The 12,681-nt window shown below is 74.9% G+C and carries 13 protein-coding genes and 1 riboswitch; of the genes, 5 read left to right on the top strand and 8 right to left on the bottom strand.

All coding sequences use genetic code 11. From position 1 onward, the window contains the following. Nucleotides 1–4: 4 nt before the first annotated feature. Nucleotides 5–460: a hypothetical protein gene (locus OG349_RS15185; RefSeq protein WP_327235112.1), complete on the bottom strand. Its 456-nt coding sequence runs from the start codon at nucleotides 458–460 to the stop codon at nucleotides 5–7. Next, nucleotides 457–1,233 (bottom strand): SDR family NAD(P)-dependent oxidoreductase, encoded by a 777-nt coding sequence (locus OG349_RS15180; protein ID WP_327235111.1) that lies wholly within the window; start codon nucleotides 1,231–1,233, stop codon nucleotides 457–459. Before OG349_RS15180 ends, OG349_RS15185 begins: the two co-directional genes overlap by 4 nt. 178 nt (nucleotides 1,234–1,411) lie before the next feature. Here OG349_RS15180 and OG349_RS15175 point away from each other — a divergent pair, with 178 nt between their 5' ends. Further along, nucleotides 1,412–1,954: a hypothetical protein gene (locus tag OG349_RS15175; RefSeq protein ID WP_327235110.1), complete on the top strand. Its 543-nt coding sequence runs from the start codon at nucleotides 1,412–1,414 to the stop codon at nucleotides 1,952–1,954. A 21-nt stretch (nucleotides 1,955–1,975) separates the two neighbouring features. On the opposite strand, the gene OG349_RS15170 is transcribed toward OG349_RS15175, so the two are convergent. From OG349_RS15170 to OG349_RS15160, 3 genes are all read right to left on the bottom strand, one after another. After that, on the bottom strand, nucleotides 1,976–2,713 hold the full coding sequence (locus OG349_RS15170) for a Mut7-C RNAse domain-containing protein (protein ID WP_327235109.1): 738 nt from the start codon (nucleotides 2,711–2,713) through the stop codon (nucleotides 1,976–1,978). Between the two features lie 99 nt (nucleotides 2,714–2,812). Then, on the bottom strand, nucleotides 2,813–3,349 hold the full coding sequence (locus OG349_RS15165) for a GNAT family N-acetyltransferase (RefSeq protein ID WP_327235108.1): 537 nt from the start codon (nucleotides 3,347–3,349) through the stop codon (nucleotides 2,813–2,815). A gap of 76 nt (nucleotides 3,350–3,425) precedes the next feature. Continuing rightward, nucleotides 3,426–4,076 (bottom strand): histidine phosphatase family protein, encoded by a 651-nt coding sequence (locus OG349_RS15160; RefSeq protein WP_327235107.1) that lies wholly within the window; start codon nucleotides 4,074–4,076, stop codon nucleotides 3,426–3,428. A 272-nt stretch (nucleotides 4,077–4,348) separates the two neighbouring features. On the opposite strand from OG349_RS15160, the gene cbiE reads away from it, so the two are divergent. Genes cbiE through OG349_RS15140 form a run of 4 tightly spaced genes read left to right on the top strand, consistent with a single transcriptional unit; the run spans nucleotide 4,349 to nucleotide 8,409 of the window. Further along, nucleotides 4,349–5,680 (top strand): precorrin-6y C5,15-methyltransferase (decarboxylating) subunit CbiE, encoded by a 1,332-nt coding sequence (gene cbiE / locus OG349_RS15155; protein WP_327235106.1) that lies wholly within the window; start codon nucleotides 4,349–4,351, stop codon nucleotides 5,678–5,680. Then, nucleotides 5,677–6,477, top strand: coding sequence for a precorrin-4 C(11)-methyltransferase (cobM, locus tag OG349_RS15150; RefSeq protein WP_327235105.1), 801 nt, complete (start codon nucleotides 5,677–5,679; stop codon nucleotides 6,475–6,477). Before cbiE ends, cobM begins: the two co-directional genes overlap by 4 nt. Nucleotides 6,478–6,487: 10 nt before the next feature. Then, nucleotides 6,488–7,615: an FAD-dependent monooxygenase gene (locus OG349_RS15145; protein ID WP_327235104.1), complete on the top strand. Its 1,128-nt coding sequence runs from the start codon at nucleotides 6,488–6,490 to the stop codon at nucleotides 7,613–7,615. Further along, nucleotides 7,615–8,409, top strand: a complete 795-nt coding sequence (locus OG349_RS15140) for a cobalt-precorrin-6A reductase (protein ID WP_327235103.1) — start codon at nucleotides 7,615–7,617, stop codon at nucleotides 8,407–8,409. The genes OG349_RS15145 and OG349_RS15140 overlap by 1 nt, the downstream gene beginning before the upstream one ends. Nucleotides 8,410–8,750: 341 nt before the next feature. Here OG349_RS15140 and OG349_RS15135 read toward each other — a convergent pair whose 3' ends face one another. From OG349_RS15135 to OG349_RS15125, 3 genes are all read right to left on the bottom strand, one after another. Continuing rightward, entirely contained in the window at nucleotides 8,751–10,217 is a 1,467-nt protein-coding gene (locus tag OG349_RS15135; RefSeq protein WP_442806386.1) for a precorrin-2 C(20)-methyltransferase, read from the bottom strand. 104 nt (nucleotides 10,218–10,321) lie between these two features. Beyond that, entirely contained in the window at nucleotides 10,322–10,972 is a 651-nt protein-coding gene (locus tag OG349_RS15130; RefSeq protein ID WP_327235101.1) for a precorrin-8X methylmutase, read from the bottom strand. Continuing rightward, nucleotides 10,969–12,417: a cobalamin biosynthesis protein CobG gene (locus tag OG349_RS15125; protein WP_442806385.1), complete on the bottom strand. Its 1,449-nt coding sequence runs from the start codon at nucleotides 12,415–12,417 to the stop codon at nucleotides 10,969–10,971. Before OG349_RS15125 ends, OG349_RS15130 begins: the two co-directional genes overlap by 4 nt. Nucleotides 12,418–12,580: 163 nt before the next feature. Next, a riboswitch (cobalamin riboswitch) is annotated at nucleotides 12,581–12,653 on the top strand. Nucleotides 12,654–12,681: the final 28 nt, after the last annotated feature.

Below are 12,681 nucleotides of genomic sequence, written 5' to 3'. Positions count from 1 at the left end.
GGGGTCACGTGGCCGGAGCCGACCCACCGGTGGATCCCCGCGCGGCGCTGATCGGTCGCCGTTGCCGGCGTCCGGGGCGTACGGCGGGACGGTCCAGCGCGGGACCGTCCGGTCGTCGCGACCGCGTTCGAGCGTGATCGGGTGGACCTGTGCCGTGCGGAGGGACCAGCTCTCCGCCGAACCGCGTGTGCGCGGCCTTGGCGTGGCCGCCCCAGCACAGGAGGTCGGCGAGCCCGTTGGTCGACGCGTGGTCGGCCCCCGTCCGGTGGTCGAGGGCGACCGCGTCGCCGAGCACCGTGCCGCGACGGTCGACCGGACGGTCGCCGAGGAGGACAGGCCGGTCGCCGTGCGCGGGGGCGTCCCACGGCAGTCCGAGATCGACCTCAAGGACCGCGATGGCCGGTCGTCCGTCGAAGAGAGGGAGCCGGCCCAGTCGCCCGCCCTTCCCCCGTGCCCTCACAGCTCCCGGTGGACCTTCGTGTTCGACGCCTGGGCGCGGGGGCGGACCACCAGGAGGTCGATGTTGACGTGGCTGGGGCGCGTGACGGCCCACGTGATCGTGTCCGCCACGTCGTCCGCCGTGAGGGGCTCCGCGACGCCCGCGTACACCTTCGCCGCCCTCTCCTCGTCGCCGTGGAAGCGTGTCGTGGCGAAGCCCTCCGTCTTGACCATGCCGGGCGCGATCTCGATGACCCGGACCGGTGTGCCGACGATCTCCAGACGGAGGGTCTCGGCGAGGACGTGCGCGCCGTGCTTCGCGGCCACGTAGCCCGCGCCGCCCTCGTACGTGCCGTGGCCGGCGGTGGAGGAGAGGACGACCACCGTGCCGTCGCCGGTCGCGGTGAGCGCGGGCAGGAGGGCCTGGGTCACGTGGAGCGTGCCGATGACGTTCGTCTCGAACATCTGGCGCCACTCGGCGGGGTCCCCGGTGGCCACGGGGTCGGCGCCGAGCGCGCCTCCGGCGTTGTTGACGAGTACGTCCACCGAGCCCCGGCCTTCGAGGCCGGCGGCGAAGGCGTCGACGGCCGCGCGGTCGGTGACGTCGAGGGTGTGGGCCGTGGCGCGGTGCCCGGCGGCGGTGATCTCCTCGGCGAGGGCCTCGACGCGGTCCTTGCGGCGTGCCGTGACGACGACGTGGTACCCGGCGGCGGCGAGCTGCCGTGCGGTCGCGGCGCCGATGCCGCTGCTCGCTCCGGTGATGACGGCGGTGCGGGTGGTCTCCGGGGCGGTCATGGCGTAACCCTTCGTGCGTGTGAGCGACAGAGCCCCAGGATAGGCGGGCCGCGAACGCCTCGCGGGGGTGGTGGGCCGCCCCCACGGGGGCGGGCGCGGGCTGCCACGCGGGTGACCGGGGGCGCGCCGGGCTGACGGTTGGTCAGGATCGCGGTGTGATGATGATTATGTTCGCCGCATGAGTGTCATGCGTAGGTCGCTCCTGGTCGTGGTGTCCGCCGTCACGGCGGTGGTGATGGGCGCGGGTTCCGGTACGGCGGTCGCTCCCGCTCCCACTCCGGCTTCCGCTCCCGCGCCGGGCACGGCGGAGGCGGCCGGTGCTCCCGCGCCGATCGCGCCCGAGGCCGATCTGGCCCACCACGGGCAGGTGTCGTTGTGGGACGGGCAGCTGCACGTCTGGATCGGGTCCGACAACCACGGCCCGTCCGGGCTGCCCGGCGCGACCGTACGGCTGGAGTTCTCGGTCCCCCTGGCACCCGGGCAGTCGTTGCCTCCGGCCTGCCTGTGGGGCGGGGACAGGACGGTGCTGTGCCGTACGGGCGAACTGCGCGCGGGCGGACGGGCCCACGGAACCGCGCTCGACCTCCTGGCGCCCGGTTCCCCGGCCGAGGTGGTCGTGGACGTCGACACCGCGTGGAACGGCGGCGCGAGCGACCGTAACCCCGAGAACAACCACCACCGCGTGCTGGCACCGGCGACCGGGGACCCGTACATCTTCTGAGTCCGAGGTGGGTCCGGCCCGTCACGCCGCCGCGTGGTGTCCGAACTCGCGGACCGCCTCCTCGACGATCGCCGCCAGCCGCGTGTGGTGCGCACCCCGCCAGTACACGCGCTCGCACGACTCGCACTGGGCGAAGACGTCGTACGTACGCTCCGTGCCGCGCTCCAGCTGTTCCCGTACGGCCTCCTTGTCGGCCGGGCCGAGCACGCCGTTGCAGGCGGTGCAGCGCGTCCACGGGGTGAGCGTGGGCGCGAAGCGCTCCAGCACGTCGCGGAGTTGGTCGTGGGGGCGGTCGCTGTAGACGTACGCCCCGGCCCAGATCTCGCGCCGCCGCAGGAGTCCGCGGTCCCGCGAGAGCATCACCCGGCGCTCGGTGGCCGACAGCGTGGCCAGGGCCGGGTCCCCGAGGTCCTCGCTCTCGTAGGCCGCGTCGATGCCCAGAAGCCGCAGGCGGCGGGCGAGGGTCCCGAGATGGACGTCCAGCAGGAAGCGCAGGGGCGCTCCCGGCACCTGTTGCGGCCGGGCCACGCCCCGTACCTCCACGGTCTCGCCCTCGGCGGGGATGTGGGAGAAGGGCACGGGCCGGCCGTCCACCAGCGCCGGGCCCGCCTCGGTGAGCGGGATGCCGAGCGACTCCACGACGTGGCCCAGGGTGGACGAGCCGTCGGTGACGAGGGTCGTGGGGCCCTGGCGTCGGGCGGACGCGACAAAAAGGTGCAGGTCAGGGGCGACGCTGAGCTGGATCTCGGGTCCGTTCACGCCGTCAGGATGTCACCGGGGGAGGGAACGGGCCAGGCAATTGCGGGCGTACGGGTGCCGTACGCGCGACTTTTTGCCGCTTTACGTCCGCACGTCTGTTTACGTCCGCGCGTCTGTCGCCTCCAGGTCCAGCCGCCAGTTGTTGCACCGCATGGGGTGTCCCACCGGGTACTCGAAGTCGCACTCCCCCTGGAGGACGAAGCCCGCCTTGCGGCACACCCCGTTCGACGGCGGATTCCCCACGGAGGGGAAGGCGTGCAGGTAGCGGTGTTTCCTCGCGGCCCGCGCCGCCTCCACCACGGCCCTGGTCGCGGCGACGGCCAGGCCCCGCCCCTGGAACGCGGGCAGCACCGCCCACCCCGACTCGTACACCTGCTCCCCCTGCCAGGTCTGCTCCCAGAACCCGATCGTGCCGACGGCCTCCCCCGACGACGGCAGCACGACGCGGAACATCCGGCCCTTGTCCGTACGGTCCGCGCTCAGGGCCACGTAGCGCGCGTGCCGCTTGACGAGCGCCTCCTCGGTCTCCGGGCCGCCGAGGTGGTGCATCAACTCCGGCGCGTTCGCGGCGCGGAGCAGGCCCAGGTCGTCCTCCGACCAGGGCTCGATCCGTACCGGCGGTGCTTCGATGTCCATGTCTCGCACTGTAGGACCTGGGTCTGACAATCCGGCGTCGGTGGTGTCGGGGGCCGATTCCTTCGCGGCCTGGTCTTTACGAGCCGGTGTGCAGTGGGCGGCCGGCGAGCAGGTTCCAGCGTCCGCCGCGTCCGCTCAGTTCGACGGCGGACAGGGGGCGTACGTCGATCCGCCAGAACGCCTCCGGGGGTGCGCCGAGGGCGTGCGCGGTGGCGGCGCGGACGACGTCGGGCTCGGCCACGGCGAGGACGCGCCCGCGGTGGTCCTCCTGGCCCGCCGCGCTGCCTGCCGGCGCGTCCGGCAGCGCGTCGAGCCACTCGCCCACGCGGGTCAGCAGGACCCTCAGGGACTCCCCGCCGTGCGGGGCGGCGCCGGGATCCGCCAGCCAGGCCGCCACCGCTTCCGGCTCCGCCGCGGCCACGTCGTCCAGGGTGCGGCCCTGCCAGCGGCCCATCGCGCAGGGGGCGGGGCCGGTGAGGGGCGCGGTGCCGGCGTCCAGGCCGAGGGCGCGGGCGGTCGTACGGCAGCGGCGGGTGGGGGAGACGTAGAGCCGGGACGTCCGGGGGAAGCTCTCCCGTACGGCTTCGGCCTGCCGCAGCCCGGCGGGGTCGAGCCCGCCGTCAGTACCCGAGCCAGCGTCACCCGCCCCCTCCGCCTCACCGAAGCGCGCCTCGCGCAGCGCCGTGCTCAGGGCCGGTGCGATCAGCAGCACCCGGGTGGTGGTCATGCGGCTCCCCTCGTCCGCCCCGCGCGTGCCAGTCGCCGAGACCGACCGCGTGTGTGCGATCGTCTCCGACTGTCTCCGGAGCCGACACGTAGTCCAGCACGGCCCGCGCGGTACGGGCGACGGCGCCGGGCCTGAGATCAAGCCCGTCCGGCGATTGAGGACAACGGGTGGCCGTTCAGGTCGGCGCCGCGCTCTCCCAGGGTGCCCGTGGCCCCCAAGGGCCACTTCGCTAGAGTGCGAGTTCGGTCTTCCCCCAGCTCAGAGGTGCCGTAGTGAGCCCCGCAGCCCCCGCCTCCCCGCCGCCGGAGCCCCCCGCGCCCCCCGTGTGCGTGGTCGGGATCGGCGCCGACGGGTGGCCTGGGCTGTCCGTCGCGTCCAAGGACGCGCTGCGCGACGCCGACGTACTCATCGGCGGGCCACGGCAGTTGGACCTCCTCCCCGAGGAGTGCGGCGGCGAGCGGGTCGCCTGGCCCTCGCCCCTGCGGCCCGCCGTGCCCCGGTTGCTCGCCGCACACGCGGGGCGCAGGATCTCCGTGCTGGCCAGTGGTGACCCGATGTTCTACGGCATCGGCCGCGCCCTCTCCGAGGAGGCGGGAGCGGCGGCCCTGCGGATCCTGCCCCACCCCTCGTCGGTGTCGTACGCGTGCGCCCGGCTCGGCTGGCCGGTGGAGGACACCGAGGTCGTCACCCTCGTCGGCCGCCCCGCCGCGCGACTGGCCGCCGCGCTGTACGACGGCCGCCGTGTCCTGGTGCTCAGCGCCGGCGCCTCGACCCCGGCCGAGATCGCCGCGCTGCTCCGCGACCGCGGGTACGGGCCCAGCCGTCTGCACGTCCTGGAACAGCTCGGCGCCGACCGGGAACGCCGCACCGTGGGCACCGCGCACGACTGGGCGGAACCGGCCGGCGACCCGCTCAACGTCGTCGCGGTGGAGTGCCGGCGCGACGCGGACGCGCCGCGTATCGGAGCCGTACCAGGCCTTCCTGATCATTCATACGAACACGACGGCCAGCTGACCAAACGGCATGTACGCGCGGCCACCCTCGGCGCGCTGGCACCCGCGCCCGGCGAGCTGCTGTGGGACATCGGCGGCGGGTCCGGGTCGATCGCCGTCGAGTGGATGCGGACGCACCGCTCCTGCCGCGCCGTGTCCGTGGAGCGCGACCCCGTCCGGGCCGCGCGCATCGGCCGCAACGCGCACACCCTCGGAGTGCCGGCTCTGACGGTCGTGACCGGCGCCGCACCCGCCGCGCTGGCGGGACTGCCGGTGCCCGACGCGGTGTTCGTCGGCGGCGGCCTCACCGCCCCCGGACTGCTCGACGCCTGCTGGGCCGCCCTCCCGGTCGGTGGGCGGCTGGTCGCGAACACCGTGACGCTGGAGTCCGAGGCGCTGCTGGCGCGGTGGTACGGGCGCTTCGGCGGCGAGCTGGTACGGCTGGCGGTGGCGCACGCCGTGCCGGTGGGCGGGTTCACGGGGTGGCGCCAGGCGATGCCGGTCACGCAGTGGGCCGTCACCAAGGACGGGCGCGGGGAGTCCGCCGGGTCCGCCGCTCCCGCCGGGTCCGTCGAGTCCGCTGAATCCGCTGAGTCTGGAGAAGAACGTTGACCGTGTACTTCATCGGCGCCGGGCCCGGCGCCGCCGACCTGATCACGGTGCGCGGCGCCCGCCGCCTCGCGGAGTGCCGCGTGTGCCTGTACGCGGGCAGTCTCGTCCCGCGTGAACTGCTCGCCTCGTGCCCGCCGGACGCGCGTCTGGTCGACACGGCCCGCATGGACCTCGACGGCATCACGGCCGAACTCGTGCGCGCACACGCGGAGGGCCACGACGTCGCCCGGCTGCACTCCGGCGACCCGTCCGTCTTCAGCGCGGTCGCCGAACAGATGCGGCGCCTGGACGCGGCGGGGGTGCCGTACGACGTGGTGCCCGGCGTCCCGGCCTTCGCGGCGGCCGCCGCCGCGCTCAAGCGCGAGCTGACCGTGCCGACGGTCGGCCAGACGGTGATCCTGACGCGCGTCGCCCAGCGGGCCACCCCGATGCCGGAGGGCGAGGACCTGGCGACCCTGGGGCGCAGCGGGGCGCTCCTGGTGCTGCACCTGGCCGCCCGGTACGTCGACCGCGTCGTGGAGGAACTGCTGCCGCACTACGGGCCGGAGTGCCCGGCGGCCGTCGTGGCGATGGCCAGCCGGCCGGACGAACTGGTCCTGCGCGGCACGCTCGCCGACATCGCCGGCCAGGTGAAGGCGGCGGGCGTGGTCAGGACCGCCGTGATCCTGGTGGGCCGGACGCTGGCGGCGGAGACGTTCCGCGACAGCCACCTGTACTCGGCCGCGCGGGACCGCGACGACGACGGACGCGACGACGGGCACGAGGGTCTGCCGATCGTGAGGAACAGCTCCTCCTAAGGATGTGGTCATGAAGCAGCCCCGCACACTTGTCGTCGGCGCCGGGATAGCCGGGCTGGCCCTCGTGCGCGCCCTGCGCGACCGGGGCCTCGACGCCGAGGTGGTCGAACGCGACCCCGACTGGCGGACGACCGGCGCCGGCCTGTACCTCCCCGCCAACGCCGTACGCGCCCTGGAGCGCCTGGGGCTCGGTGCGGAACTGGCCCGGCGCGCCCACCCGGTGACCCGCCAGCGGATGCTCGACCACCGGGGCCGCGCCCTGGCGGACTTCCCCGTCCGCGCGATCTGGGGCGGCGTCGGCGACTGCCTGGCGATCAGCCGCGCCGGCCTGCACGACCTTCTCCGCTCGGCGGTCGGCGACGCTGTGGTGCGGCTGGGCACCGGCGTCGCGTCCGTGGACGACGCCGGTACGGTCACCTTCGCCGAGGGCTCGTCGGAGACGTACGACGTGGTCGTGGGCGCCGACGGGGCCGGGTCCGCCGTCCGTCGTAGCGCGTTCCGGGGCGCCGAGCCGCGCTTCCTGGGCCAGATCTGCTGGCGGTTCCTCGCGCGCGAGGACCCCGCCGCCCCGCCGATCACCGACTGGACGGCGCGGCTGGGCAGCGGGGGCCGTACGTTCCTGACCGTCCCGCTGGGCGACGGGCGCCTGTACTGCTACGCGGACGTCAACAGCGCGGAGCCCGTGGCCCCCGCCGGGGACTGGCGCACGCTGTTCGCCGACTTCGCCGGGCCCGTTCCGTACCTGCTGGAGCAGGGCGCCGACGCGTACTTCGCGCCCCTGTCGGAGATCGACGACACGGACTGGGCGCGGCCCCACGCGGTGCTGGTCGGCGACGCGGCACACGCGTGCTCACCGAGCATGGCCCAGGGCGGCGCGATGGCGCTCGAAGACGTGCTTGTCCTGGCGGAGTTGCTGGGCGAGGCGGCGAGGGCGGGGACGGCCCCTCGGAAGGACATCGGGGACGTACTCGCCGCCTACCAGGCGCGGCGGGCCGACCGCGTGCGCTGGGTCCTCAGCCAGAACCAGCGCCGCGACAAGGCCCGCAACCTGCCCACGCCCCTGCGGAACCTCACCCTCCGGGTCGCCGGCGAGCGCCTCTTCAAGGCCAACCACGCCCCGTTGCACGCCGAGGCGTGATGGCATCCACAGAAGAGCCGTTGTCGGAAGAGCCGTTGCCGTCGTCCCACCTGCTGATCCTGGGCGGGACCACCGAGGCCCGCCGTCTCGCCGAGGCGCTCGACGCCCGGCCCCACGGCGGCCCGCGTGTCACCACATCCCTCGCGGGCCGGGTCGCGCGGCCGACGCTGCCTCCCGGCGAGGTGCGGATCGGCGGGTTCGGCGGCCCTGAGGGGCTGGCAGACTGGCTGCGCGCCCACCGGGTGACCGCGCTGATCGACGCCACCCACCCCTTCGCCGCCACGATCAGCTTCAACGCGGCCCGCGCCGCCGCCGCAGCGGACGTACCCCTGCTGGCCCTCCGCAGGCCCTCCTGGACCCCTGCCGGCGGCGACAACTGGCACGGCGTCGGCTCGCTGGAGGAGGCGGCGGACGCACTCACCGTCCTGCGCGCGCGCCGGGTCTTCCTCACCACGGGGCGGACGGGTCTGTCGGCGTTCGCGGGCCGGGGCGGCGCGATGTGGTTCCTCGTCAGGTCCGTGGACGCGCCGGAACCGCCGTACCCCGTACGCATGGAAACCCTGCTGGACCGTGGCCCGTTCACCCTCGACGGCGAGCGCGAGGTGCTCCGGCGGCACACGATCGACGTCGTCGTGACGAAGGACAGCGGCGGCGAGGCCACCGCGCCCAAGCTGACCGCCGCCCGGGAGGCCGGTCTTCCGGTGGTGGTCGTCCGGCGCCCGCCGGTCCCGGAGGGGGTGACCGAGGTGGCGACCCCGGCCGAGGCCCTGGCGTGGCTGGACGTTCACGCGTAAGGGCCCCGCAGCGGGGCCGGCGGCCCGTCCGGCGTCGGTGACCGTCCTGCGACCGTGCGGCCCGGCCCACGAACGGCGAGATCTCGGCCGGTGGCCGCCGCCGCGTGCGAGGCGTCACCTCGGCCGGTGGTCGGCCTCGCGTACCGCGACGCGTCACCTCGGCGGGCGGCCCGGCTCCGCCGACAGCGGCTCGTCACCGCACCTGGCGACACGCCACCACGCCCGGTGACCTGCCTCCGCCGCCCGGTGACCCGCCACCACGCCTGGCGCCTTGTCACCGCGAACAGCGCCGACGGGACCGCCCAGCCGCGCCCTCAGCCCTCCGGACACCGCCGAGCCCCTCAGCCCTCCGGATACCGCCTCGGCGTCCACACGATCTGCTCGCCGTCCCCCTCGCCCCGCCGTACCGTCACCGTCTGCGTCGAGCCGACCAGCAGGATCGTCCGCATGTCGACCTGCGCCGGGTCGAGTTCGGCGAGCCGTACGATCCGTACGCTCTCCTCAGGACCGCCGACATCGCGTCCTAGGACGACGGGTGTGTCCGGGGCGCGGTGTTCCAGGAGCAGTTCGCGTGCCTTGCCGACCTGCCAGGTGCGGCTGCGCGAACCGGGGTTGTAGAGCGCCAGCACCAGATCGGCCGCCGCCGCCGCGTGCAGCCGTTCGGCGATCACCTCCCACGGCTTGAGCCGGTCGGAGAGGGAGATCACGGCGTAGTCGTGGCCCAGCGGAGCGCCCGCGCGTGACGCGGCGGCGTTCGCGGCCGTCAGGCCGGGCAGCACCCGTACGGGCACCTCTCGGTACGGGTCCTTGGACGCCACTTCCAGTACGGCCGTGGCCATCGCGAAGACCCCGGGGTCGCCGGACGACACCACCGCCACGCGGCGTCCGCGCCGCGCCAGGTCGAGGGCGAACTCGGCCCGTTCGGACTCCACCTTGTTGTCGGAGGGGTGGCGGCGCTGCCCCGGCCGCACCGGAACCCGGTCCAGGTACGTGGTGTAGCCCACGAGGTCCTGGGCGGCGGCCAGTTCGCCGCGCGCCTCGGGCGTCAGCCACAGCGGCCCCGCCGGGCCTGTCCCGACCACCACGACCTCACCCCGGGCGCCGGGCACGGGAACCGCGTCGATACGGCTCGGCAGCACGGCCACCGAGAAGTACGGCACCGAGTCCGGGTCGATGTCGGCGAGCGCGCCGGTGCGTTCGCCGGCCATCGTGGCCCGCTCGACGTACCGCGCGTCCGCGAGCCGGCCCGAGCGTTCGATCGCCCGCCGCACGGTGGGGTACGTCCGGCCCAGCTTCATGACGACGGCGGAGTCGGCCGAGGCCAGCCGGGCGGTCAACTCCTCCTCCGGGAGGGTGCCCGGCAGGATCGTCAGGACTTCCTCGCCCTCGACCAGCGGGGTGCCGAGGCGGGCCGCGGCGGCGCTGACCGACGTGACGCCGGGGACGACCTCCGTGGGATACCGGTGGGCGAGCCGCTTGTGCATGTGCATGTACGAGCCGTAGAAGAGCGGGTCTCCCTCGGCGAGGACGGCGACGGTGCGTCCGGCGTCCAGGTGGACGGCGAGGCGGGCGGCGGACTCGGCGTAGAAGTCGTCCATGGCGCCCTGGTAGCCGCCGGGATGGTCGGTGGTGCCGGTGGTGACCGGGTAGACCAGCGGTTCTTCGATGTGGTCGGGACGTAGGTGCTCGGCCGCGATGGACCGTGCGATGGACCGGCCGTGGCGGGCGCTGTGATAGGCGATCACGTCGGCCTCGGCGATGATCCGCACGGCTCGTACGGTCATCAGGGACGGGTCGCCGGGGCCCAGGCCGACTCCGTAGAGGCGGCCGGTGCCGGACGTGCCGGACGTGCCGGACGTAGGGGCGGTGCTGGTGTCGGTGGGGGGCGTGCCGGGGACGCTGTTCTCGCTCACTATTCTTCCTCGCTCGCGATCGCGTTGACGGCCGCCGCCGCTATCGCGCTGCCGCCGCGCCGGCCCCGTACGACCAGGTGTTCCAGCCCGGAGGGATGGGCGGCGAGCGCGTCCTTGGACTCGGCCGCGCCGACAAAACCGACCGGCACGCCGATGACGGCGGCCGGGCGCGGCGCGCCCTCCTCGATCATCTCCAGCAGCCGGAACAGCGCGGTCGGGGCGTTGCCGACGGCCACCACCGCGCCCTCCATGCGGTCCCGCCACAGCTCCAGGGCCGCCGCGCTGCGGGTGGTCCCCAACGCGGCGGCCAGGCCGGGCACGGACGGGTCGGACAGGGTGCAGACGACCTCGTTGTCCGCGGGCAGGCGCTTCCGGGTGACGCCGCTGGCGACCATGGCGACGTCGCACAGGATCGGCGCGCCCGCGCGGAGGGCCTCGCGGGCGCGGGCCACCACACCGGGGGTGAAGGCGAGGTCGCGCACGAGGTCGACCATCCCGCAGGCGTGGATCATCCGGACCGCGACCTGGGAGACGTCGGCGGGCAGCCCGGTGAGGTCCGCCTCGGCGCGGATCATGGCGAAGGACTGCCGGTATATCGCCGGGCCGTCCTTCTCGTAGTCGAACGCTGTGGACACTGGGGTCTCGCTCATCTCGTCATGGTGGGGGTCGTCGTCCGTGCCGCCGCGACCGCGTCGGCGAGTTCCTGTCCCGCTGCCTGTCCCGCTCTTCGTCCCGCCGCGGTCGTACGGGCGTCTCCGTCGACGGAGACGTCGTAGGTGCCCTCACCCGTCGCGACGACGTCGACCCAGGAGGTGCCCTGGGGGTGGCCGCAGCGGCGGGCGCAGCCGGACCAGTGGACGGGCAGGCCGGGGGGTGGCGGTGAGGGCAGTTGCCTTCCGGGCGGGCGCAGGGCGCGGGCCGCGTCCGCCCGTACGTCGGAGAGGGCCTTGGCGCACCCCGGGCGGCCGGTGCAGGCGCTGACGCCGTGCCAGGGGGAGTCGGGGGCGGTGACCAGTCCGGCGGTACGGAGGCGGTCGAGCAGGTCGTCGGCGGTGTCCGGGGCGAGGCCGGGCACGATCACGCCGCGCCAGGGGGTCACGCGGAGGGTCCCGTACGGCGTGGTTCCGGCCCCGCCCGCGTCCGCCGTTGCCGCGGCCTTCGCCGCCGCCGTCCGGAGTATCCGCCACTGGGCCGCGCTCAGCCGGCCCAGCGGGGCCTGGACGGACAGCGCCACCGTCCCGTCGGGGGAGCGGACCGCTCCGGGTGCCGGGGGGCCGGCCGTAGGCCCGGGTTCCCGATCCGCCGCCGGTTCGCGCTCGGCCGCGATCCCCGCCTCCGCCAGCCGCGTGGTCACCGCCGCCTCCAGGCCGTGGCCGGCGGGCAGTTCCCGTACGCGCCAGGCGCCCGAGCCGCCCGCCGCCGCGACGGTGAGGAAGGTCTCCGCCGTCACGAACGCCGCCCGGGCCGCGTCGGTGGCGGACACTCGCCAGCCTGACGGATTTGTCTGGATGTGCAGGGTGGGGTTGCCGTAGCGTTGTGCGAGCAAGGTCACATCAGCGCCCAAGGCGGCCACATCGCCCCGGCCGTCGTCCAGCGCGAAGAGAAAACGTCCGGAGAGGGCTGTCGCGGTCGCGCTCGCGCACAGCAGCTCGTCCAGTTCCTTCGACCACAACTGCACAGAGTGCGAAGAGGATCGGCCCTGGTCCTGGTCCCTCCCCGACCCCCGGCTGTCCAGCCCGGCCAGGGGCGAGGCGACGATGTTCCGTATCCGCTCGTGCGCCTCGGACGGCAGCAGTCCGGCGTCGTACAGCACCCGCGCGAGCTGCCCGCCACAGCTCTCGCCCAGCCCCCGCAGCTGGATGTTGCCCCGCGAGGTGATGTCCAGGTGTCCGTCGCCCAGGCGCTCCGCCGCGGACTCCAGCACCTCCGCCTGGTGGTACGTCAACACCCCTGCGGGCAGGCGCAGTCGCGCCAGCCGACCGTCGTCGGCGGCGTGCAGCCGGAGCGCGCCGGGGCAGGCGTCACCGCGCTCCCGCACGGGAGCTTCGTCCCGGTTCACGGGTGTTGGCGAGGTGGGCGGCATGGCGGCGAGCATACCCACGTGCCCGGCGTCCGGCCCCGCCCGCAGGGCTCGCCGCCGCCCCGCCGCCGCGGCGCTCGTTCAGGCGCCCTCCCGGCCCTGACCTGCACCACCTACTATGCAGACGTATGCAGACGGCGGGCCGCCAGGTCCGCCACCGTCAGCGACGGCGTCAGGGGAGGAAGCCCGGTGCGAATCCGGCGCGGTCCCGCCACTGTGAGCCCGGCAGCAGCCGGGTGAGTCAGGAACTCCCGCCGTCCTCCCACCGCCCGGGGCGCG

Source organism: Streptomyces sp. NBC_01317, assembly GCF_035961655.1.
GTDB lineage: Bacteria > Actinomycetota > Actinomycetes > Streptomycetales > Streptomycetaceae > Streptomyces.
Note: the sequence above shows the minus strand (reverse complement) of the source record. Positions and strands in the feature narration are given on the sequence as shown.